This window comes from Micromonospora sp. WMMD964 (assembly GCF_029581455.1).
Lineage (GTDB): Bacteria > Actinomycetota > Actinomycetes > Mycobacteriales > Micromonosporaceae > Micromonospora.
Genome location: NZ_CP120860.1, coordinates 847163 through 867267, shown reverse-complemented (window position 1 = coordinate 867267; position 20105 = coordinate 847163). Strand labels below are relative to the sequence as shown.

The 20105-nt window shown below is 70.6% G+C and carries 21 protein-coding genes, 2 tRNA genes and 1 other RNA gene; 15 read left to right on the top strand and 9 right to left on the bottom strand.

The features are described 5' to 3' along the window. Nucleotides 1–6: 6 nt before the first annotated feature. Nucleotides 7–690, top strand: coding sequence for an ABC transporter ATP-binding protein (locus O7616_RS04115; protein WP_282264730.1), 684 nt, complete (start codon nucleotides 7–9; stop codon nucleotides 688–690). Next, the gene (locus O7616_RS04110) at nucleotides 690–1889 is read left to right on the top strand and encodes an ABC transporter permease (RefSeq protein WP_282305676.1); all 1200 of its coding nucleotides are present in this window, start codon (nucleotides 690–692) and stop codon (nucleotides 1887–1889) included. Before O7616_RS04115 ends, O7616_RS04110 begins: the two co-directional genes overlap by 1 nt. 123 nt (nucleotides 1890–2012) lie before the next feature. Here the strand turns inward: O7616_RS04110 and deoD are convergent, their stop codons facing one another. After that, the gene (gene deoD, locus O7616_RS04105) at nucleotides 2013–2720 is read right to left on the bottom strand and encodes a purine-nucleoside phosphorylase (RefSeq protein WP_030328147.1); all 708 of its coding nucleotides are present in this window, start codon (nucleotides 2718–2720) and stop codon (nucleotides 2013–2015) included. A gap of 75 nt (nucleotides 2721–2795) precedes the next feature. On the opposite strand from deoD, the gene O7616_RS04100 reads away from it, so the two are divergent. Then, nucleotides 2796–2882, top strand: a tRNA-Ser gene (locus O7616_RS04100). Between the two features lie 193 nt (nucleotides 2883–3075). Here O7616_RS04100 and O7616_RS04095 read toward each other — a convergent pair. The 6 genes from O7616_RS04095 to O7616_RS04070 form a co-directional block, all read right to left on the bottom strand. Then, nucleotides 3076–3570 carry a hypothetical protein gene (locus O7616_RS04095; protein WP_282305675.1) on the bottom strand — a complete coding sequence of 165 codons (495 nt, stop codon included), beginning with the start codon at nucleotides 3568–3570 and terminating at the stop codon, nucleotides 3076–3078. 92 nt (nucleotides 3571–3662) lie between these two features. Next, complete coding sequence (locus O7616_RS04090; RefSeq protein ID WP_282305674.1) at nucleotides 3663–4217, bottom strand: hypothetical protein; 555 nt, start codon at nucleotides 4215–4217, stop codon at nucleotides 3663–3665. A 63-nt stretch (nucleotides 4218–4280) separates the two neighbouring features. Continuing rightward, nucleotides 4281–4937, bottom strand: coding sequence for a dihydrofolate reductase family protein (locus tag O7616_RS04085; protein ID WP_282305673.1), 657 nt, complete (start codon nucleotides 4935–4937; stop codon nucleotides 4281–4283). Between the two features lie 56 nt (nucleotides 4938–4993). Beyond that, a complete protein-coding gene (locus tag O7616_RS04080; protein ID WP_282305672.1) occupies nucleotides 4994–5704 on the bottom strand; it encodes an AraC family transcriptional regulator in 711 nt (236 codons plus the stop codon). 38 nt (nucleotides 5705–5742) lie between these two features. Further along, nucleotides 5743–5934: a DUF397 domain-containing protein gene (locus O7616_RS04075; RefSeq protein WP_282307520.1), complete on the bottom strand. Its 192-nt coding sequence runs from the start codon at nucleotides 5932–5934 to the stop codon at nucleotides 5743–5745. 8 nt (nucleotides 5935–5942) lie between these two features. Next, nucleotides 5943–6710 carry a helix-turn-helix transcriptional regulator gene (locus O7616_RS04070; RefSeq protein ID WP_282305671.1) on the bottom strand — a complete coding sequence of 256 codons (768 nt, stop codon included), beginning with the start codon at nucleotides 6708–6710 and terminating at the stop codon, nucleotides 5943–5945. A 208-nt stretch (nucleotides 6711–6918) separates the two neighbouring features. Between O7616_RS04070 and O7616_RS04065 the strand changes: the two genes are divergently transcribed. From O7616_RS04065 to O7616_RS04055, 3 genes are all read left to right on the top strand, one after another. After that, the gene (locus tag O7616_RS04065; protein ID WP_282305670.1) at nucleotides 6919–7158 is read left to right on the top strand and encodes a flavin reductase; all 240 of its coding nucleotides are present in this window, start codon (nucleotides 6919–6921) and stop codon (nucleotides 7156–7158) included. A 211-nt stretch (nucleotides 7159–7369) separates the two neighbouring features. Further along, complete coding sequence (locus O7616_RS04060; RefSeq protein WP_282305669.1) at nucleotides 7370–7801, top strand: YbaB/EbfC family nucleoid-associated protein; 432 nt, start codon at nucleotides 7370–7372, stop codon at nucleotides 7799–7801. After that, nucleotides 7798–8460, top strand: a complete 663-nt coding sequence (locus O7616_RS04055; RefSeq protein WP_282305668.1) for a pentapeptide repeat-containing protein — start codon at nucleotides 7798–7800, stop codon at nucleotides 8458–8460. Before O7616_RS04060 ends, O7616_RS04055 begins: the two co-directional genes overlap by 4 nt. 69 nt (nucleotides 8461–8529) lie before the next feature. Here the strand turns inward: O7616_RS04055 and O7616_RS04050 are convergent. Then, nucleotides 8530–8614, bottom strand: a tRNA-Ser gene (locus tag O7616_RS04050). A gap of 82 nt (nucleotides 8615–8696) precedes the next feature. Here O7616_RS04050 and ffs point away from each other — a divergent pair. Together ffs and O7616_RS04040 are read left to right on the top strand one after the other, a co-directional pair. Beyond that, nucleotides 8697–8786: signal recognition particle sRNA small type (ffs, locus tag O7616_RS04045), an RNA gene on the top strand. Between the two features lie 289 nt (nucleotides 8787–9075). Beyond that, nucleotides 9076–12066 carry a DNA polymerase III subunit gamma and tau gene (locus tag O7616_RS04040; protein WP_282305667.1) on the top strand — a complete coding sequence of 997 codons (2991 nt, stop codon included), beginning with the start codon at nucleotides 9076–9078 and terminating at the stop codon, nucleotides 12064–12066. A 49-nt stretch (nucleotides 12067–12115) separates the two neighbouring features. On the opposite strand, the gene O7616_RS04035 is transcribed toward O7616_RS04040, so the two are convergent. Then, the gene (locus tag O7616_RS04035) at nucleotides 12116–12805 is read right to left on the bottom strand and encodes a DUF998 domain-containing protein (RefSeq protein WP_282305666.1); all 690 of its coding nucleotides are present in this window, start codon (nucleotides 12803–12805) and stop codon (nucleotides 12116–12118) included. A 205-nt stretch (nucleotides 12806–13010) separates the two neighbouring features. Between O7616_RS04035 and O7616_RS04030 the strand changes: the two genes are divergently transcribed. The 7 genes from O7616_RS04030 (at nucleotide 13011) to O7616_RS04000 (ending at nucleotide 20064) form a co-directional block, all read left to right on the top strand. Further along, nucleotides 13011–13319, top strand: a complete 309-nt coding sequence (locus O7616_RS04030) for a YbaB/EbfC family nucleoid-associated protein (protein ID WP_030489880.1) — start codon at nucleotides 13011–13013, stop codon at nucleotides 13317–13319. Nucleotides 13320–13327: 8 nt separating this feature from the next. Next, a complete protein-coding gene (gene recR / locus O7616_RS04025; RefSeq protein WP_282263927.1) occupies nucleotides 13328–13921 on the top strand; it encodes a recombination mediator RecR in 594 nt (197 codons plus the stop codon). A gap of 313 nt (nucleotides 13922–14234) precedes the next feature. Beyond that, on the top strand, nucleotides 14235–15896 hold the full coding sequence (locus O7616_RS04020; protein ID WP_282305665.1) for an ABC transporter substrate-binding protein: 1662 nt from the start codon (nucleotides 14235–14237) through the stop codon (nucleotides 15894–15896). Between the two features lie 84 nt (nucleotides 15897–15980). Continuing rightward, the gene (locus tag O7616_RS04015) at nucleotides 15981–16985 is read left to right on the top strand and encodes an ABC transporter permease (protein ID WP_282263930.1); all 1005 of its coding nucleotides are present in this window, start codon (nucleotides 15981–15983) and stop codon (nucleotides 16983–16985) included. After that, nucleotides 16982–17944: an ABC transporter permease gene (locus O7616_RS04010; protein ID WP_282263932.1), complete on the top strand. Its 963-nt coding sequence runs from the start codon at nucleotides 16982–16984 to the stop codon at nucleotides 17942–17944. Before O7616_RS04015 ends, O7616_RS04010 begins: the two co-directional genes overlap by 4 nt. A gap of 6 nt (nucleotides 17945–17950) precedes the next feature. Then, a complete protein-coding gene (locus tag O7616_RS04005) occupies nucleotides 17951–18964 on the top strand; it encodes an ABC transporter ATP-binding protein (RefSeq protein ID WP_282263934.1) in 1014 nt (337 codons plus the stop codon). Beyond that, nucleotides 18961–20064: an oligopeptide/dipeptide ABC transporter ATP-binding protein gene (locus tag O7616_RS04000; protein WP_282305664.1), complete on the top strand. Its 1104-nt coding sequence runs from the start codon at nucleotides 18961–18963 to the stop codon at nucleotides 20062–20064. Before O7616_RS04005 ends, O7616_RS04000 begins: the two co-directional genes overlap by 4 nt. Nucleotides 20065–20105: the final 41 nt, after the last annotated feature.

Here is a 20105-nt window from a genome sequence, read left to right as displayed (position 1 = left end):
AGCGAGGTGGTCGTCCTCGACCGGGTCAGCAAGAGGTACGCCGGAGACGTCGTCGCCCTGGACGACGTGTCGCTGCGGGTCGGCTACGGCGAGTTGGTGGCGATCGTCGGCCCGTCCGGATCGGGCAAGTCGACGATGCTGCACCTGATCGGCACCCTGGACCGGCCGTCGTCGGGCAGCGTGCACGTCGACGGGTACGACGCGGCCAAGCTGAGCGACCGGGAGCTGTCCGCATTGCGGGCCACCCGGATCGGCTTCGTGTTCCAGCAGTTCCATCTGGCTCCCGGTGTCCCGGTCGTGGACAACGTGGCCGACGGGTTGCTCTACTCCGGCGTACCCCGCAGGAGGCGGCGCGAACGCGCGGAGGCCGCGCTGGTCCGGGTCGGCCTGGGCCACCGGTTGGGGCACCGGCCGCACGAGCTGTCCGGAGGTGAACGGCAGCGCGTGGCCGTGGCCCGCGCGGTGGTCGGCGAGCCGGCGGTGCTGCTCGCCGACGAGCCGACCGGCAACCTCGACTCCAGCTCCGGCGCGGGGGTGCTGGAGTTGCTGCACGACCTGCACCGGGCCGGTACCACCGTCCTCGTGATCACCCACGACCGGGAGATCGCGGAGAGTCTGCCCCGGCAGGTACGGATGCGTGACGGCGCGGTGCGACACGACTCGGCCTACGCGCCGGGCGGGGTCGGCTGATGGCGACGCTGAACCCGGCCCGGATGGGACCGGCGGACATCCTGCGCGTCGGCGGGGTGGGGCTGCGGACCCGTCCGCTGCGGGCGTTCCTCTCCGCGCTGGGCATCGCGATCGGCATCGCCGCGATGATCGCGGTCGTCGGCATCTCCTCGTCGTCCCGGGCCGAGCTGGACCGGGCACTCGACGCGCTCGGCACCAACCTGCTCACCGTCGAGCCGGGCAACACCCTGTTCGGCGCGGACGCGCAACTGCCCGAGGAGTCGATCGCGATGATCGGGCGGATCGGGCCGGTGACCGACGTGTCAGCGACCGGGCAGGTCGCCGACGCCAAGGTCTACCGCTCGGACCGGATCCCGGCGGCGGAGACCGGTGGCCTCGCCACCCGGGCGGCCCGGCTGGACCTGCTCACCACCGTCGGAGCCGAACTGGCCACCGGCACCTGGCTCAACGAGGCCACGGCCCGCTATCCGGCGGTCGTGCTCGGTGCCACCGCGGCACAGCGGCTCGGGATCACCGCAGCGGACCCGCGGGTGCAGGTGTGGCTCGGTGGTCGGCCGTTCACAGTCGTCGGCACCCTCGCCGCCGCGCCACTCGCCCCGGAACTGGACACCTCGGCGTTGATCGGCTGGGCGGCGGCGACCGAGTACCTGGGCTTCGACGGCCACCCGACCACCGTCTACACCCGGGCCCAGGAGTCCCAGGTCGAGGCGGTCCGGTCGGTGCTCGGCGCGACCACCAACCCGGAGGCGCCGAACGAGGTGGAGGTCTCCCGGCCCTCGGACGCGCTGGCCGCCGCCCAGGCGACCGACGACGCGTTCACCGGCCTGTTGCTGGGCCTGGGTGCTGTCGCACTGCTGGTCGGCGGGGTCGGTGTGGCGAACACCATGGTGATCTCGGTGCTGGAACGGCGGGCCGAGATCGGCCTGCGCCGGTCACTCGGAGCCACCCGGGGTCAGGTGCGGTCCCAGTTCCTCGCCGAGTCGCTGCTGCTCTCCGCGCTCGGTGGGGTCGGTGGGGTGTTGCTGGGGATCCTGGTCACCTCGGGGTACGCCCTGTCCCAGGGGTGGCCGACAGTCGTTCCGGCCTGGGCGATGCTCGGCGGCGTCGGCGCGACACTGGTCATCGGCGGCTTCGCGGGCCTCTACCCGGCGGTGCGCGCCGCCCGCCTCGCGCCGACCGAGGCGCTGGCCGCGGTCTGACCGGGCTGCTGCCTCTGCCTGGGCGGGCGAGCCTGGTGCGAAAGAGCGGTATGACTCTGAGGCATATTTATACCTCTGAGTCATACCGCTCTCGGCAGTGAAGCCGCCCTCCGCCGGAACGGATCAGGCGATGATCGTGTCGAGGGCGATCTCGACCATCTGGCTGAAGGTCTGCTCGCGCTCCTCCGAGGTGGTCTTCTCGCCGGTCTTGATGTGGTCGCTGACGGTCAGCACGGTCAACGCGCGGGCCTTGAACCGGGCGGCGATCGTGTAGAGCGCCGCCGACTCCATCTCCACCGCCAGCACGCCGTAGTCGGCGAGGGTGTCGTAGAGGTCCGGTCGGTCGGTGTAGAAGGCGTCCGCCGCCAGGATCGGCCCGACGTGCATGCTGATGCCGCGCCGCTCGGCCACCTCGACCGAGGTACGCAGCAACCCGAAGTCGGCCACCGGGGCGTAGTCGATCAGCCCGTCGAAGCGCATCCGGTTCATGTTCGAGTCGGTGGACGACCCGATCGCCGCCACCACGTCCCGCAGTTGCAGGTCGGTGCTGAGGGCGCCGCACGAACCGACGCGGATCAGCGTCTTCACGCCGTACTCGTTGATCAGCTCGTGGGCGTAGATGGAGGCCGACGGCATGCCCATGCCGGAACCCTGGACGGAAACCTCGACGCCGTTCCAGCGGCCGGTGAAACCCAGCATGCCCCGGACCGTCGAGTAGCAGGTGGCGCCCTCGAGGTAGGTCTCCGCGATCCACTTGGCCCGCAGGGGGTCGCCCGGCATCAGGACCCGCTCGGCGATCTCGCCCGGCTTCGCGCCGATGTGCGTACTCATGGCAAAGATCCTGCCAGGCCGGCCGGGGCGATACCGGTTCGGCGTCCGAACCAGCGGTCCTGTACCCTCGTCGGCGGTGGCGTGTCCGAGCGGCCTAAGGAGCACGCCTCGAAAGCGTGTGAGGGTTAACGCCCTCCGAGGGTTCAAATCCCTCCGCCACCGCTCTGTAGTGCGATAAAGCCCGGTCGATCCGTGAGGATCGACCGGGCTTTCCCGTTTCGGAGTTACGCCACGCGCCCGGCGAAACGGGATACGGGGTACGCAAGGCGCAGTTTCCCCCAACCGGCCCAGGTGTGAGGTGGTCGTCGGCGCGCGACTGTCCACCGATCTCGTCGGGCTGGCCAGTCCGGGCCGCTCAGCACGGGCCCGTTCCCTCCTCGAAGAGGCGGCGGGCCCAGTCCGCGTACCCGGCGATGGTTTTTCGGACCGTGCGGCCGTCGTGCAGGAACAGGTACGCGCGGTCGCCGCTGCGGGCGAGCAGCCCGTCGAGGCGGTGTGTCCCCTGTGGAGCGGCGAGCCGGGTCACCAGCGGGTAGCGCGCCCAGACCTGGTCGACGGGTGAGCCCGCGGTGATGCCCTCGGGTGTCCGCATCGGGTCGCCGACCCAGAGCAGCACCAGTCTGTCCTCGATGAAGACCGGGCTGACCGTGTCGTGGCCGACGAGCATCGGCCCGCAGGCGTCCAGGTCGGTACGCAGGATGCCGCGCCGGGTCAGCTCGTCCTCGGTGTCGCCGAACTCGATGTTGCGCAGGCCGTTCAGGTCGATGATCTCCACGCTGCCGGCGGGCCGTCCGTCCGGGATCGACCCGGTCGGCGGTACGCCACTGCCTGCGATCGAGGCAGCCGTCATCAGCGTGGCAATAAAAGCAAATTGTCGCAATTTCATGGAATCCCCCAGTCCCCAACGGGACGGGGGCGTTCAGGTTGCTGGCAGCAGCCGGATTACTGATTTTCCCACTGTTCGACCAGTTCGTCCCAGTAGTCGGCGCTGAGTCGACGTCGCCCGTGCGCCAGCCAACCCTCGGTGTTGCGCTCCAGGTGCAACCCCAGCTCGGCGAACGGGTCGATCCAATCGCCGGGCTCGGCACCGAGGCGGGCCAGCGCCCCGTTGATCGGCCACTGTTCGCGCGACGTGTCCAACTCGTCGTCGAAGTGCGGCCCCCAGGTCAGCGCCCCACCCAGCCACACCGCCGCCGACTGGTAGCCGACGCCACCACCGAACTCCGCCTCCAGATACGCCACCGGCCCCGCCTGTGACCAGCGGGCCAGCGACTCCACGAGCGTCGGCGACAACACCAAGCCGAACGGGTGCTCGGCGCTGCGGTCGTCCGTCGCGAAGTCCGGCAGCGACCCGGTCAACTCCACCACCAACTGCGGGGTGACCGGCAGCAGCCCGAAATCCTGGCGCAGCTCGCCGAGAACCGCGTGATCCAGCTCGGCGGTCTGCTCGCGGAGCAGTTCGACGTCCGCGACCACCGCGCTGAGCTGGTATGCCATCGAACCCTCCGCCGTCCACAGCCTGTGGATAGAACATGTGTACGACGGCCGGGGGAGTCGGCGTCAGTCGAGGACCGGCGTCGAGTGACCGCTCTGCACGGTGTACGTGCCCGCCGGGATCATTCCACGGTTCGTGGGCGTCAGCGTCAGCGAGACGACGCCACCGGGCAGCACCCGCGGGTCTCCTGAGGTTTCGAATGTCGAGGGCGTCGTTCCCTCCGGAAACAGTCGTTTCCCGGTGCCGACCACGACCGGGTACTGGAGCAGCCGGTAGAGATCGACAAGTCCGGCCTGGTGCAGCTCCTGCACGAGCTTCCAGCTGCCGTGAACCTGGAGTTCCTTGCCGGGGCGCCCCTTGAGCCGGCGCACCTGATCGACGATTCCGGTGCGGAGGACCGTCGTCGGGTTCCAGTCGGCCTCCTGGTCGGTCAGCGTCCTGCTGACGACGTACTTCGGAAGCGTGTTCAGCTTGGCGGCGATCAGGTCGCCGGGTGCGGTGACCTTGGGCCAGTACCCGCCGAGCAGGCCGTAGCTCGTGCGGCCGAAGAGGAACGCGTCCGCCTCCCGGAACCAACCCTCGACCACCCCGTTGGTGTGCACCGATGCGTGCGGGACGAGCCACCCGCCGCGATCGAAGCCGCCCGAGCGATCCTCGTCCGGGGCTCCCGGTCCCTGCATGATTCCGTCGAGGCTGACGAAGACGTTGACGCTGAGCAGCACAGTTCTCCTCCGGATTCCGGTTCGGGGCAGCCGCCGGGGCGGCCGGAGAACGGACGCTAGCTGCCTGGCGACGGGCCGGTCTTGTACAGGAACGACATCGACGCGTCGTCGTCCGTTCGCAGCCCTCGCGCGGTACGCCCGACGTAGCGCCGCAGCGCATGGGCCAGGTGAGCTTGGTCGAAGTACCCCAGTGCCTCGACGACAGTGCTCCAGTCGAGCCCGTCGCGCAGCATCGTGGCCGCGGCGTTCACGCGGTCGATCTGCGTCACGGCAGTGCGCGAGAGGCCGGTGACCGCCCGGTACCGCCGCTGACGGGTTCGATCGGACGGCGGGTGCCCGGCGAGGCGCTCCAGGCGTGGTCGCACCAGCAGACCCGCGTCCCGCAGCCGCCGGACGAACTGCTCGACGTTCTCGTACGTCGGCGCTTCCCAGTCGTCGCCGCCGATGACTATCCGGCCCGAGTCCGTCACCGGAAAGGGCACGTGGCCGTCGACGATCGCGGCTGTCGGATGCGGCCGAAGGACGGTGCCGAGGGTGAGCCGGATGCCGAAGAACTCGGCGTTCGGCGGGACCGGCGCAGTGGTCGCCCTGGTCTCCGGCCCGCGCAGGCTGACGAACAACTGCCCCTGCGTCCGCGTGAAGATCAGTTGGCAGCAGGTGCGCGCCGCGGATGTCATCGTGTCCTGCGCCTCGCTGCGGGTGCGCCACACGCGATCGACGATGCTCGTGTGCGTCTCGGTGTCACGATGCTCGAACAGCAGGCGCAAGGCTCTCTCCACTGCATTCCAGCGACGGTCGCTCCTGGTCAGACCTGCGGAGCCAGCCCGGTGACGAACGCGCGCCACGCCGTCGGTGTGAAGGTGAGCGCCGGACCGGCCGGGTCCTTGGAATCCCGTACGCCCACGACGCCGGGCAGGTTGTCGGCGACCTCGACGCATGCGCCGCCGTTGCCGCTGCTGCGGCTGCTCTTGCGCCATCGGGCGCCGTTCAGCTCCATGACGCCGTTCAGCTCCATGACTCCGCCACCTCCGTGATGAGATCGACCGACTGCCGGTGGGACAGCGCCTCCCCGCGCACGTTCTCCCATGCCGCCATCATGGCCGCGATGTCGTCGGGGTCGCTAGCGACTTGTCCCTGGAGTTGGTTGTCCAGGTAGCCGGCAACCCGGTGGTCGTCGCTGTGCGCGATCACGAACGGCCCGTTCAGGCCGGCGTACGCGCCGACCGTGCTGGGCACCACGTGCACCCGGATGTGCGGCTCGGCGCACGCCGCCGCCACCGCCAACAGTTGCTCGCGCATCGTCGGCCCGCCGCCCACCGGACGACGGATGACCGCCTCGTCGACGACCGCCGTGAACTGCGGCGGATCGTCCCGCCTGAGCACACCCTGCCGGCCGAGCCGGACGGTGAGGTGCCGCTCGATGTCACCACGGGGGATCAGGCCCGCGCCGACCAGCACGGCGCGGGCGTACGCCTCGGTCTGGAGCAACCCCGGCAGGACCGTCGACTCGAACCAGCGAAGCGACACCGCCTCGCGCTCGATCTCCTGCCACGGACGAAACCAAATGGGGTCACGACGTCTTGAAGTGTCCGGCCAGATGTCCGACACGTCCTTGTGGAGGGCTTCGGCCGCCGCCAAGCGGTGCCGAGGATGCGGGATGCGGCCCTCGGTCAACCAACGCCCTACGGTCTTCGGGTCGACGCCGACGGTCTCGGCGAGGGATTCGATGCTGTGCCCGGTGTCGCTGAGCGCCACCCGAAGCGCGTCGTTCACGGCCCCTCCATCGGATGTCTCGAATATCTGAAAACCATATCGTTACGGGGTGTGCTTGTCCCGTGACGCGCCAGAGGGTGGTTCGCAGAAGACGGCGTGACCGGTGGAGGCGTAGGAGCCCGGCGGTCGGCGTCAGTCCGGGTGCCGCCCCGCCTCCCGGTCAGGGCGGTGAGGCGGCACCCTTCCAGCGCCGAAGGAGGCCCTGCCCATGCCCCGCCGCCGTCACCGCAACCACCTCCCGACCCGCCCCACCTGGCGCTGCGCGGCGTGCGGCATCGCCTGGCCCTGCTCGGCGGCGAAGCTGCGACTGCTCGGCGAGTACCGGCGTGACCGGCTCGCGTTGACCATCTACCTGGCGGCGCTCCAGGCCGAGGCCAGCGCGCAGCTCACCGAGGTCGACCCGGTCCGCCTGACCGAACGCTTCCTCTCCTGGACGCGCGCCCGCTGAAGGCGTCGGGGCCCTGGGCGCGCGCCCGTGGTCGACGGACGTCGGAGGGTCTTGGCGCGCTGGAGGGTGTCGGGGGCCTGGGCGTGAGCCTGCGGCCGAAAGGGTGCCGGGGTGCCCGCTCCCGGTGTCTCACCTGGACTGTCGTGAGGGCCGCCCGTGTTAATCTCCCACCGCTGAGCATGATCACCTTGAGCGACCGAGGGGACACATGATGGCCGAGGTTCCCAACACGGCGGGGCTGCTGGACCCGGACGGCGCGATGGACCGGCTCGCGGAGTGGAAGGGTCGCCTCGACCAGTTGGCGACCGCCACCGATGCGATGAGTGACCGCATCCAGGCGCTACGGGTGACGGCCGCCGACGGCAACGGGCTGGTGGAGGTCACCGTCGACTCGGTGGGCGCGTTGGTCGACCTGCAACTGGGTCAGCGGATCCAGCGGGTCGCGCCCGACGTGGTCGCCAGGACGATCATGAACACGATCGGTGTGGCCAAGCGGCAGTTGGCCGACCGGGCGCAGGAGATCATCGGCGACACTCTGGGGACCGATTCACCCGCCGCGCGGGCGATAGCCGAACGCGTCGGGCAGCAACTGCGCGCGGCCGACCCCGCCGTGGACGGGCCGGACGACCAGCACGGACGGTGAGCAGATACCGACGGACCAGCGACGACGTGATCCGCTGGCCGGACAGCCCGGACGCGCGGGCCGCACTGGAGGAGTGGCTCGCGGCGTCGTCCGACACCGCGTACCTCTCTGGTGATTTTCTCGATTTTCGCGGGGCTGACCTCAGCCGTCTCGACCTGGTCGGCGCCTATCTCGCCAACTCGCGCCTGGTCGACGTCCGGTTCGAGGCGGCCAACCTCGCCGACGCCAACCTGGCCGACGCCGAGGTGGAGGGCGCGGACTTCGCCTGCGCCGACCTGGCCAAGGCGACACTCGTCGGCTGCTCGGCCGGTCGGGCGCGGTTCCTCTCGGCCCGCCTGTTCTCGGCGCAACTCGACCACGCCGTGCTGGCCGGGGCGGACCTCCGCCGCTCGGTCCTCAACTCCGCCACCCTCTACGAGACGGACCTGCGCGATGCCGATCTTGAGTTGGCCAGCATGCGCTGGTGCACGCTGGGCAGTACCAGCATGCCGACGGTGCTGAGCGGCGCGCGGATGTTCGGCTGCCAACTCGACGGCGCGAAGGGTGCCGTCGTCGGCCCGGTCCTCGTCGACGAGGGGGCGACGCGGTCACTCGGCGGGATCGAGCTTGCGGCGTGGTTCTCCGGGCAGGGCGCGGAGGACGTCCAGGTGGTGGGCTGACGCCCCGTGCAGACGACTCAGGGCCGGTCCCTGTGGGGCCGGCCCTGTCGTTGGTGCTGCTCAGACGAGCGGAGGATACGAGATTCGAACTCGTGAGGGTGTTAACCCAACACGCTTTCCAAGCGTGCGCCCTAGGCCTCTAGGCGAATCCTCCGCGAGCCAGGATACAGGCCCCCGTCGGGCGGGCCACCCCACCACCCCCTGAAGATCGACGGGCGGTCGGGTAGGCTTGGCGGCACCTCCCGTGCGGCGGTATCTCGTGAACCTCCCCAGGGCCGGAAGGCAGCAAGGATAAGCGAGCTCTGCCGGGTGCACGGGAGGCCTTTTCGTCTCCGGGGCCCTACTCCGGGGCCTTGATCCACACCAGGTCGGCGAGGTGGGGCTGTCCCGGGCAGTCGATACCGCCAGGTCGGCGATGTGGAGTCGATCAACCCACGACAACCCACGGCAACCCACGACAACGCGCGGCAAGGCACGGAAACGCGCCGCAAGGCACGGCGACCCCCGGCAACCCGGGCGCCCGGCCGGGCGCGGCAGCCTCGGCCATTCGGCGGGGTGGGTGGTCACCCGCGCCCGACCGGCGCAGAATGGCTCGGTCGAGAGGAGGCGGGACGAGTGACGCTGGCGCTCTACCGCAAGTACCGGCCGCGGACCTTCGCCGAGGTCATCGGTCAGGAGCACGTGACCGAGCCGCTGTCGCAGGCGCTGCGCAGTGGGCGGCTCAACCACGCCTACCTCTTCTCCGGCCCCCGTGGCTGTGGCAAGACCACCAGCGCCCGGATCATGGCCCGCTCACTGAACTGTGCGGAGGGCCCCACCCCCGAACCGTGCGGCAAGTGTGCGTCCTGCCGCTCGCTGGCCGCCGACGGTGCCGGCTCGATCGACGTGATCGAGATCGACGCGGCCAGCCACGGCGGTGTCGACGACGCCCGCGAGCTGCGCGAGCGTGCCTTCTTCGCACCGGCCAACAGCCGCTTCAAGATCTACATCATCGACGAGGCGCACATGGTCTCGACCCAGGGCTTCAACGCCCTGCTCAAGCTGGTCGAGGAGCCTCCGGAGTACGTCAAGTTCATCTTCGCCACCACCGAGCCGGAGAAGGTCCTCGGCACGATCCGGTCGCGGACCCACCACTACCCGTTCCGGCTCTTCCCGCCGAAGGTGGTCCGCCCGTACCTGGAGCAGCTCACCCAGGCCGAGGGCGTCGCCGTCGAGCCGGCGGTCTTTCCGCTCGTGGTGCGCGCCGGTGGCGGCAGCATGCGGGACAGCCTCTCCGTGCTCGACCAGCTCATCGCCGGCGCGGGCGCGGAAGGGGTCAGCTACGCCCGGGCCGTCTCGCTGCTCGGGGTCACCGACTCCGCGTTGATCGACGAGATGTGTGACGCGCTGGCCGCCGGTGACGGCGCGGCCGCGTACGCCACCGTCGACCGGGTCGCCGAGGCCGGGCACGACATGCGCCGGTTCGCCTCCGACCTGCTGGAGCGGCTCCGCGACCTGATCGTCATCCAGCAGGTGCCGGACGCCGCCGCGAAGGGCCTCATCGACGGCCCGGCCGACCAGATCGAGCGGATGGCCGCCCAGGCCTCGCAACTCGGCACGGCCACGCTCTCCCGCTGCGCCGACATCGTGCACGACGGCCTGGTGGAGATGCGCGGCACCACAGCGCCCCGCCTGCTGCTGGAGCTGATCTGCGCCCGGATGCTGCTTCCCGGCGTGGACGACTCCACCGGCGGCCTGCTTCAGCGCCTGGAGCGGATGGAACGTCGGCTCACCCTGGGCGGCACCGAGGCGCCGACCAACACCCCAGGGGTACGCCCACAGCCCGCCACCCCGGTTCCGGCTGCCGCCGACCCCGCACCCGCCAATGCCCCGACCTCCGCACCGCCGTGGGATGTCGACCCGGCCACGTCCCCGGCCCGGAGCGCCGCCGCCCAGGGTGCTTCGATGTCGGGCGGTCCGGCCTCGGGTGCTCCGATCTCGGGTGCTCCGGCGTCGGGCGTCCCGACCGCCGATTCGCCGATCCCGGCGTCGCCCGGTGCGTCGGCGACCACCGTCGGGATGGCATCCGCCTCCGGCGCGACCGGCGGCTCGGCTGCTGCCGGTTCGGCCGGCGGCTTCGCCGGCCCCGGTTCGGGTGGCCCCGGTTCGGGTGGCCCCGGTTCGGCTGGCACCGGCTCCGGTGGCTCGTCGGTGCCGCGCCGTGCGGTGCCGCCGTCGGCGGTGCTTCCCGACCCGGCCACCCCGGTGCCGCCCCGACCGGATGCGCCGGCCGCCGCGCTGGACGCGGTCGCGGTCCGCCGGGTGTGGCCCGACGTGGTCGGCAAGGTCAACCGGACCAACAAGCGGATCGCCGCCCTGATGCGCGACGCGGTGGTTCGCGAACTCGACGGCGACATGCTGGTACTGACCGTGAAGTCGACGGTGCTGGCGAAGATGATGGCCGACCACTCGGCAGTGCTGACCGACGCGCTCTACGAGGAGTTGGGCGGGCGCTGGCAGATCCGGTGCGAGGTGGCCGGTGAGCGCGGCGGAGTGTCGCTGTCCGGTCCGCAGCGCTCGCAGCCCGCCGCTCCGGCCCGCCCCGCCGCGCCGAACACGCCCGCCGCCAGCCCGGCGAGCGCACCGCCCGCGGCATCCAACCCGAGTGCCGCGCCGAACCGTGCGGCCGCGCCGAGCCCGAGCGCCGCGCCGAGCCCGAGCGCCGCGCCGAACGCGAGCGCCGCGCCGAACGCGAGCGCCGCGCCGAACGCGAGCGCGACGGCGAACCCGAGCGCCGCGCCGAACCGTGCGACCCCTGCCCGACCGGCGAGTGCGCCGACGTCACCGGTTGCCACCGGCCCGACCAGCGCGCCGCCCGCCGCAACGAGTTCCCTCGGCGCTACCGGCCCACACTCCGGTGGTCAGCCCGGAGGCACGGCTGCGCGCGGCGGCGGTGGCCACGGCGCGGGCCAGCAGGGTGGCCCGCAACCCACGGCGGCCGACGACGAGGACGACTGGCCGGAGGCGGCGCTCCCCGGCGGCGGTGCCCCGGTCGCCGAGGCGAAGGATGACGAGGACTGGCCGGAGGCCGCCCGCCCCGGCGGCGCGTCGGCCGGAAACGGCCCCGACGCCGCGTCGGGCGGCTCCGCACCCGCGTCGAGCAGCGGCAGCGCGAACGGCATCGGTACCAACGGCGCTGACGCGTACGGCTCCGGTGCAGCGGCCGGTGCTGGTCAGGCGGGCGGGCGGGGTAACCCGACGCCGGCGGCCCGGCAGCCGGCGTCAGCCGGTGGCACCCCGGTGAGCAGCGCCATCGCCGCGGCTCGCGCGGCGGCGGCGGGGCGCGGTGCGCGTACCGCAGCGGCGGCCCGGCCCGTCGCGGACGCCGAATGGGCGGGCGAACCGCCCTACGACCCGGACTTCGACGGCCCGGCGGCGCGCGGTGGTCGACCGGGCGGGGCGGCCCCGGCGGCGACCCCGGTCTACGAGGGCTTCGACCCGGGCGACGAGCCGCTGGACGAGGTCATCGACGAGAAGACCGCCCGGGAGTCCAGTGAGGAGCAGGCGGTACGGCTGCTCCGGGAGACCTTCGGCGCCGAGAAGATCGACGAAGTCGACGCCCGCTGACCCCCGTCGATCATGGAGTTGTGGTGGGAACGAACCACCATGCTGCCGTCTATTCGGGCACCACAACTCCATGATCGACGCGAGCGGGGGTGGGCGCGGGGGTTGGGGTTTCGGCTAGTAGGACGCCGAGGCAGCAGGCCCAGAGGGGGAAGGGTAGGACGGCTACGCGTTCCATGCCGCCCACGCCGATGCCGAGGCCCTGCTGGGCGAAGAACAGCACCGTCCCGACCAGCGCGATGATCCCGGCCGTGAGGGTGAGCCGTCGCCACCGGCCGAGCGTCGTGGTGGCCGGCGCGAAGCCGGCGAGGAGCAGGCCGACGTTGCCCAGGCCCATGATCAGGACTGCGCCGAGGACGTGCCGGTTCTCGTCGACGTCGGCCGGGTGGAGGGCGGCCAGGGCGTACCCGCCGGCGGCCAGCAGCAGAAGCGTCTGGGCCGCGCGCACCGCGCCACCGCGGCCGAGGATCCGCCAGGTCAGCAGGATTCCGACGGTGAGCAGTACGGCGGTGGTGAGTGTCGCGGCGTTCATCAGCGGGTGCCAGGGCGAGCACACGTAACGGGGACGACTGGTGTCCCAGATGCCGCAGTGTGCGTTGCCGAGGTCGCTGATGTTGTGGGTGGCCCAACTGTAGGTCGGGTCGCGCCACCGGAGACCGGTGACCAGGTTGGCGACGAGGAAGGTCGGGGCGGCCGCGACCCAGCACAGCGCGCCGATCCGGCCGGAGCGGCTGAGATTCATACAGTTGAGCAGACCAGGTGGGTGGTTCGTGGCGCACTACCGGCAGATGGCCGGTTCGGGGTAGTGCCAGCCGTACCCCCGGAAGGGTCCGGCGTGGGCGGACGCACCGGGCGGGGCAGGGTCGGTCCCAGCGGATAGGCTGGGCGGCGGCCGAGCAGACGAGTGCGAGAAGGAGCCATCCGTGCGCCCAGGTGGACAGCCGAACATGCAGCAGATGCTGAAGCAGGCGCAGAAGATGCAGCAGCAGATCGCCGCCGCCCAGGCTGAGCTGGCCGAGGCCGAGCTGACCGGCACCGCCGGTGGTGGGCTGGTCACGGCTACCGTCTCCGGCTCCGGTGAGCTGAAGGCCATCAAGATCGACCCGAAGGCCGTCGACGCGGACGACGTGGAGACCCTTGAGGACCTGGTCGTCGCGGCCGTGCACAACGCCGCCGAGGCGGCCCGCGAGCTGACCGAGCGCAAGATGGGCCCGGTCGCCGGTGGCATGGGCGGCCTCGGCCTGCCCGGTTTCTGAGCCGGCAGATGTACGAAGGTGCCATCCAGGACCTGATCGACGAGCTGGGTCGGTTGCCGGGCGTGGGCCCGAAGAGCGCCCAGCGGATCGCGTTCCACGTCCTGTCGGCGGATCCGGCCGACGTCAACCGGCTGGCCGGCGCGCTGCGCAAGGTCAAGGAGCTGGTGCGGTTCTGCACCACCTGTTACAACGTGGCCGAGTCCGAGCAGTGCCGGATCTGCCGCGACCCGCGCCGCACCGACGAGGTGCTGTGCGTGGTGGAGGAGCCCAAGGACGTGGTGGCCATCGAGCGGACCGGTGAGTTCCGCGGTCGCTACCACGTGCTGGGCGGCGCGATCAATCCGCTGGAGGGGATCGGGCCGGACAACCTGCGCATCCGGGAGCTGCTGATCCGGCTCGGCGGCGGCACGGTGCGGGAGTTGATCCTGGCCACGGATCCGAACACCGAGGGCGAGGCGACCGCCACCTACCTGGCGTTGATGGTGAAGCCGATGGGCATCTCGGTGACCCGGCTGGCCAGTGGGCTGCCGGTCGGCGGCGACCTGGAGTACGCCGACGAGATCACCCTCGGCCGGGCCTTCGAGGGCCGACGCGCGGTCTGATCCCCTTAGGTGCGACCGATGGCCGGCACCCTCAGGGGTGTCGGCCATCGCGTCGTCACTGCCCGGAATTGATCTGACACTTGATCCCTCATCGGGGCTGTTCGACGTAACAGTTTGGCATCGCGGGTGCGGATTGAACGGTTTGAGGGGCTGTTTACCTTCGAATCGAAAGTCAAGCGGCGCTTGAGGCACGATCCGATACCAACCGTCCACCTGGCAGTTTCCGGGTGGACGTAACGAGAGCTATGGTCACCGCCATCGGTGACCCCTGTCACCACGTTGTCCGTACCCCCAAGGACGAGGTGAAGCACACATGCGTGCACCCAGGCCGAAGGTCGCGATCGCGGCCGTCGCGGTCGCGGCCCTCGCGGTAGCAGGCTGCGCCGAAAGCAACCGCGACGACAAATCCGGCGGTAGCAAGAAGGACACCCTCGTCTTCGGCGTCGCCGGAGACCCGAAGGTGCTCGACCCGAGCTTCGCCAGCGACGGTGAGTCGCTGCGCGTGGCGCGTCAGGTCTTCGAGACCCTGGTCCGGCCGGAGGAGGGTGGCACGAAGGTCACCCCCGGTCTGGCCGAGTCCTGGACCCCGGACGCCGCGGGCACCACCTGGACCTTCAAGCTCCGCTCGGGCGTGAAGTTCCACGACGGCACCGACTTCAACGCCGAGGCCGTCTGCGTCAACTTCAACCGCTGGTACAACGCCAAGGGCCTCATGCAGAGCCCGGACGTGACCGCGTACTGGCAGGACGTCATGGGCGGCTTCGCCAAGAACGAGGACGCCGAGCTGCCGCCGAGCCTCTTCAAGTCCTGCGCCGCCAAGGACGCCACCACTGTGGACCTGTCCTTCACGCGGGTCTCCAGCAAGATCCCGGCCGCGCTGATGCTCCCCTCGTTCTCCATCCACAGCCCGAAGGCGCTGCAGGAGTTCGACGCCAGCAACGTGGGCGGCACCGCCGAGGACATCAAGTACCCGGCGTACGCCACGGCGCACCCGACCGGCACCGGCCCGTTCAAGTTCAAGACCTGGGACGTCGCCAACAAGACGCTGACCCTGGAGCGCAACGAGGACTACGCGGGCCCCAAGGCCAAGCTGAAGAACCTCATCTTCAAGACGATCTCGGACGAGAACGCCCGCAAGCAGGCGCTCCGCTCCGGTGACATCCAGGGCTACGACCTGGTCGGCCCGGCCGACGTCGAGCCGCTGAAGTCCGAGGGCTTCAACATGCTCACCCGTCCGGCGTTCAACGTGCTCTACCTGGCGATGAACCAGAAGGGCAACCCGAAGCTCGCCGACATCCGGGTCCGGCAGGCCATCGCGTACGCCCTGAACCGTCAGCAGCTGGTCACCTCCAAGCTGCCGCCGGGCGCCAAGGTCGCCGACAACTTCATGCCGGACACCGTCGAGGGTTGGAACGGCGACGTCACGAAGTACACCTACGACCCGGCCAAGGCGAAGGCGCTGCTGGCCGAGGCGGGTGCGTCGAACCTGACGCTGAAGTTCCACTACCCGACCGAGGTCACCCGGCCGTACATGCCGAACCCGAAGGACATCTTCGAGCTGCTCTCGGCGGACCTGAAGGCCGTCGGCATCACCGTCGAGGCGATCCCGCTGAAGTGGAGCCCGGATTACCTCAACGCCACCACCTCGGGCAACAAGCACGACCTCCACTTCCTGGGCTGGACCGGTGACTACGGCGACGCCTACAACTTCATCGGTACCTTCTTCGACCGGCCGAAGGACGAGTGGGGCTTCAACAACAAGGCCCTGTTCGACCAGTTCAAGGACGCGGACACCACCGCCGACATCGCGGCCCGGACCGAGAAGTACAAGGCCCTGAACAAGTCCGTCATGGACTTCCTGCCCGGTGTGCCGATCTCGCACTCGCCGCCGGCGATCGTGTTCGGCAAGGACGTGACCGGCGTCAAGGCCAGCCCGCTCACCGACGAGCGGTACGCCACCGCCGAGTTCAAGTAAGTCCTGATCTGACGCAGCAAGGAACGCGGGCGGGCGCTGTCCACAGCGCCCGCCCGTAACCCTCCGCACCCCTTCGAGGCCGCCGTGTTCCGGTTCATCGTCAGACGCCTGCTTCAGCTGATACCCACGCTGTTCGGGCTCTCCCTCCTGCTCTTCATCTGGCTCCGCCGGCTCCCCGGCGGCCCCGAGACCGCCATCCTCGGCGAGCGCGGCACGCCCGAGATGCGTGCTGCCATCCGTCGCAACATGGGGCTCGACGAGCCCATCCTGGTGCAGTACGGCCGTTTCGTCCGCCGGATGATCAAACTCGACCTGGGCACCTCGACCTCCACCAAGCGGGCGGTCACCACGGAGTTCATCGAGCGCTTCCCCGGCACCGTCGAGCTGACCATCACCGCGATGGTGATCGCGATCGGCGTCGGCATCCCGCTGGGTTACCTGGCCGCCCGTCGTCGCGGCCGCTTCCTGGACCACGCGTCCGTTGGCGGCTCGCTGATCGGCATCTGCATCCCGGTCTTCTTCCTGGGCTACGTGCTCAAAGCGATCTTCTCGGAGAACCTGCACTGGTTCCCGTCCAGCGGCCGCCAGGACCCGACGCTCGGGGCGACCCGGATCACCAACTTCTTCGTCCTCGACGGGCTGATGACCCGGGAGTGGGACGCCGCGGCCGACGCCCTCTGGCATCTGGTGCTGCCGGCCATCGCGCTGGCCAGCATCCCGCTGGCGATCATCGTCCGGATCACCCGGGCGAGCGTGCTGGAGGTCCTCAACGAGGACTTCGTCCGCACCGCCGAGGCGAAGGGCCTGACCGAGCAGACGGTCCGTCGCCGGCACGTGCTGCGCAACGCGATGCTGCCGGTGGCCACCTCGATCGGTCTGCTCGCGGGCGGCCTGCTCTCCGGCGCCGTGCTGACCGAGACCGTCTTCGCCTTCAGTGGCATCGGAGCGTTCGTCGCCGAGGCCATCGGCCAGCGCGACTATCCGGTGCTGATGGGCTTCATCCTGATCATCGCGGTGGTGTACGTGCTGGTGAACCTCCTGGTCGACCTCTCCTACAGCTTCATCGACCCGAGGGTGAGGGTGCGATGACACTCAGCCCGGGCAAGAAGCGTGAAAAGATCGACCGGCTCTCCGAGCTGGCCGCCCGTGACGACGAGCGCGGCGTCAGCCTCTGGCAGGAGGCCTTCCGCCGGCTCCGGAGCAACCCGGCCGCGATCGTCGGCGCCGTCATCCTGGCGCTCTTCCTGCTGGTCGCGGTGGTCGGGCCGTTCCTCGTGCCGTACGGGCCGACGGACACGATCGGCATCCGGGAGGGCCTGATCAAGCCGGGTGTGATCCCCGGCCCCGACGGTGACCACTGGTTCGGGTACGACCACCAGGGCCGGGACGAGTTCAGCCGGATGATCGTGGGAGCCCGGCAGACCCTGCTGGTCGGTGTGGTCTCCACCCTCATCGGTCTGGCGATCGGCGCGCTGATCGGTGGCATCTCGGGTGCGGCTGCCGGTCTCGGTGGTCGGTGGGGGCGCTGGGTCGACACCACCCTGATGCGCTTCATCGACATGCTGCTGGCGATGCCGAGCCTGCTGCTGGCGGTGAGCATCGCCGCCCTGCTCGGGGCCAGCCTGACCACCGTGATGATCGCGGTCGGCGTGGTGTCGGTGCCGGTGTTCGCCCGGCTGCTGCGCGGCTCGATGATCTCCCAGGCCAACAGCGACTACGTGCTCGCGGCCACCTCGCTCGGTGTGAAGAAGTCGAAGATCGCGCTGACCCACGTGGTGCCGAACTCGCTCGCCCCGGTGATCGTGCAGGCCACGCTGACCCTGGCCACCGCCATCATCGAAGCCGCAGCGCTGTCCTTCCTCGGCCTGGGCAACCCGGACACCGCCGTACCGGAGTGGGGCGTCATGCTCGCCGACGCACAGCAGTACCTCGGCATCCGGCCGTCGCTGGCGATCTACCCGGCCGTCGCGATCATCATCACCGCGCTCGGCTTCACCCTGCTCGGTGAGGCGATGCGTGAGGCCCTCGACCCGAAGCTGCGGAAGTAGGCTGCGATGGCACTGCTCGAAGTTGATGATCTGTCCGTCACGTTCGCCCGGCGCGGCCAGCGGGCCGTGCACGCCGTCGACGGGGTGTCCTTCTCGGTCGACGCCGGTGAGGTGGTCGGCCTGGTCGGCGAGTCCGGCTGTGGCAAGAGCGTCACCTCGCTGGCGATCATGGGTCTGCTGCCGAAGCAGCCCGGGCTGCGGGTCGGCGGCAAGGCCGTCTTCGACGGCACGGACCTGCTCCAGCTCGACGACCGGTCGCGGCGGGACATCCGTGGTCGGGACATCGCGATGATCTTCCAGGACCCGCTGTCCTCGCTGAACCCGGTGATCCCGATCGGGTTGCAGGTGACCGAGGTGCTGACCCGGCACCGGGGGATGAAGGGTGCGGCCGCGGCGAAGGAGGCGGCGGAGCTGCTGGACCGGGTCGGTATCCCCGACCCGAAGCGGCGGCTGAAGGAGTACCCGCACCAGCTGTCCGGTGGGATGCGCCAGCGTGCGCTCATCGCGATGGCGGTGGCCTGCCGGCCTCGGCTGCTGATCGCCGACGAGCCGACCACCGCGTTGGACGTCACCATCCAGGCCCAGATCCTGGAACTGCTCAAGGAACTGGTCCGGGACTCCGGCACCGCACTGCTGATGATCACGCACGACCTGGGTGTGGTGGCCGGCATGTGCGACACCGTCAACGTGCTCTACGGCGGCCGGGTGGTGGAGACGGCCCGCCGCCGTCCACTGTTCCGCCAGCCGCGGCACCCGTACACCGTGGGTCTGCTCGGTTCGGTGCCGCGCCTGGACGCCGGGCGGGGCGAGAAGCTCAGCCCGATCCCCGGCTCGGTCCGCGACCTGCTGCCCTGGCCGGAGGGTTGTGCCTTCGCCCCGCGCTGCGCCCGGCGGACCGACGAGTGCGTGGGTGAGCCGCCGGAGTTGGTGCAGGCACACGACGGACGTAGCTACCGGTGCGTCAACCCGGAGCCGGTGCCCGGCACGGTGCCCGCCCCGCGCGAGGAGGAACAAGCGTGAGTGACAACGACACTCTCGTCGAGGTACGCGATCTGAAGGTGCACTTCCCGATCAAGCGGGGTGTGCTGTTCGACCGGGTGGTCGGCCACGTGAAGGCCGTCGACGGGGTGGACCTCAGCATTCCTCGGGGCAAGACGTACGGCCTGGTCGGCGAGTCCGGCTGTGGCAAGTCCACGCTGGGTCGGGCGCTGCTCCAGCTCACTCCGCCGACCGCCGGTGAGGTGGAGTTCGACGGCGTCGAGCTGACCACGTTGCCGCCCGGGAAGCTGCGCAGCATGCGTCGGCGGATGCAGATGATCTTCCAGGACCCGATGTCCAGCCTCGACCCTCGGCAGAACGTCGAGTCGATCCTGACCGAGGGCATGCAGACCCACGGGATCGGTACCGACCGCACCGACCGTCGCCGGATCATCGGCGAGACCCTGGACGCGGTGGGGCTGCCCCGGTGGGCGCTGTCCCGCTACCCGCACGAGTTCTCCGGCGGCCAGCGGCAGCGCATCGGCATCGCCCGCGCGCTGGTGCTCGGGCCGGAGCTGATCGTCGCCGACGAGCCGGTCTCGGCGCTCGACGTCTCGATCCAGGCCCAGGTGGTCAACCTGCTCGACGAACTCCAGGACAGCCTCGGGCTGACCTACCTGGTGATCGCGCACGACCTCGCCGTGGTCCGGCACATCTCCGACACCGTCGGCGTCATGTACCTGGGCGCGCTTGTCGAGGAGGCGCCGAGCGACCGGCTCTACACCGAGCCGCTGCACCCGTACACCCGGGCGTTGATGTCCGCGGTGCCGGTGCCGGACCCGGACGTGGAGGACCGCCGGGAGCGGATCCTGCTCGCCGGTGACCTGCCGTCGCCGGCCAACCCGCCGTCCGGCTGCCGGTTCCACACGCGCTGCCCGTGGGCGCAGCCCACCCGCTGCGCGGACGAACGACCCGTGTTGCGGGAGATCGGCGTCAGCCGGGTGGCCTGCCACTGGGCCGAGCAGATCGCCAGCGGTGAGCTACGCCCGCACCAGGTCAGTGCGCAGATCGTCCGCCCCGAGGACGAGGGGGAAGCGCCGGCCGTGGTCTCCGCTCCCACCGAGCCCGGCTCGTACGTCTGACGAAGCCCGCTCGCCCCGATCGATGGTCGGGGCGAGCGTGG

Coding starts and splice junctions, on each gene's coding strand:
- O7616_RS04030 (WP_030489880.1), top strand. CDS start 13,011: ATGCAGCAGATGCTGAAGCAGGCGCAGAAGATGCAGCAGCAGATCGCC.
- O7616_RS04005 (WP_282263934.1), top strand. CDS start 17,951: ATGGCACTGCTCGAAGTTGATGATCTGTCCGTCACGTTCGCCCGGCGC.
- O7616_RS04065 (WP_282305670.1), top strand. CDS start 6,919: ATGCCCCGCCGCCGTCACCGCAACCACCTCCCGACCCGCCCCACCTGG.
- O7616_RS04060 (WP_282305669.1), top strand. CDS start 7,370: ATGGCCGAGGTTCCCAACACGGCGGGGCTGCTGGACCCGGACGGCGCG.
- O7616_RS04075 (WP_282307520.1), bottom strand. CDS start 5,934: ATGGAGCTGAACGGCGCCCGATGGCGCAAGAGCAGCCGCAGCAGCGGC.
- O7616_RS04020 (WP_282305665.1), top strand. CDS start 14,235: ATGCGTGCACCCAGGCCGAAGGTCGCGATCGCGGCCGTCGCGGTCGCG.
- recR (WP_282263927.1), top strand. CDS start 13,328: ATGTACGAAGGTGCCATCCAGGACCTGATCGACGAGCTGGGTCGGTTG.
- O7616_RS04095 (WP_282305675.1), bottom strand. CDS start 3,570: ATGACGGCTGCCTCGATCGCAGGCAGTGGCGTACCGCCGACCGGGTCG.
- deoD (WP_030328147.1), bottom strand. CDS start 2,720: ATGAGTACGCACATCGGCGCGAAGCCGGGCGAGATCGCCGAGCGGGTC.
- O7616_RS04090 (WP_282305674.1), bottom strand. CDS start 4,217: ATGGCATACCAGCTCAGCGCGGTGGTCGCGGACGTCGAACTGCTCCGC.
- O7616_RS04110 (WP_282305676.1), top strand. CDS start 690: ATGGCGACGCTGAACCCGGCCCGGATGGGACCGGCGGACATCCTGCGC.
- O7616_RS04035 (WP_282305666.1), bottom strand. CDS start 12,805: ATGAATCTCAGCCGCTCCGGCCGGATCGGCGCGCTGTGCTGGGTCGCG.
- O7616_RS04010 (WP_282263932.1), top strand. CDS start 16,982: ATGACACTCAGCCCGGGCAAGAAGCGTGAAAAGATCGACCGGCTCTCC.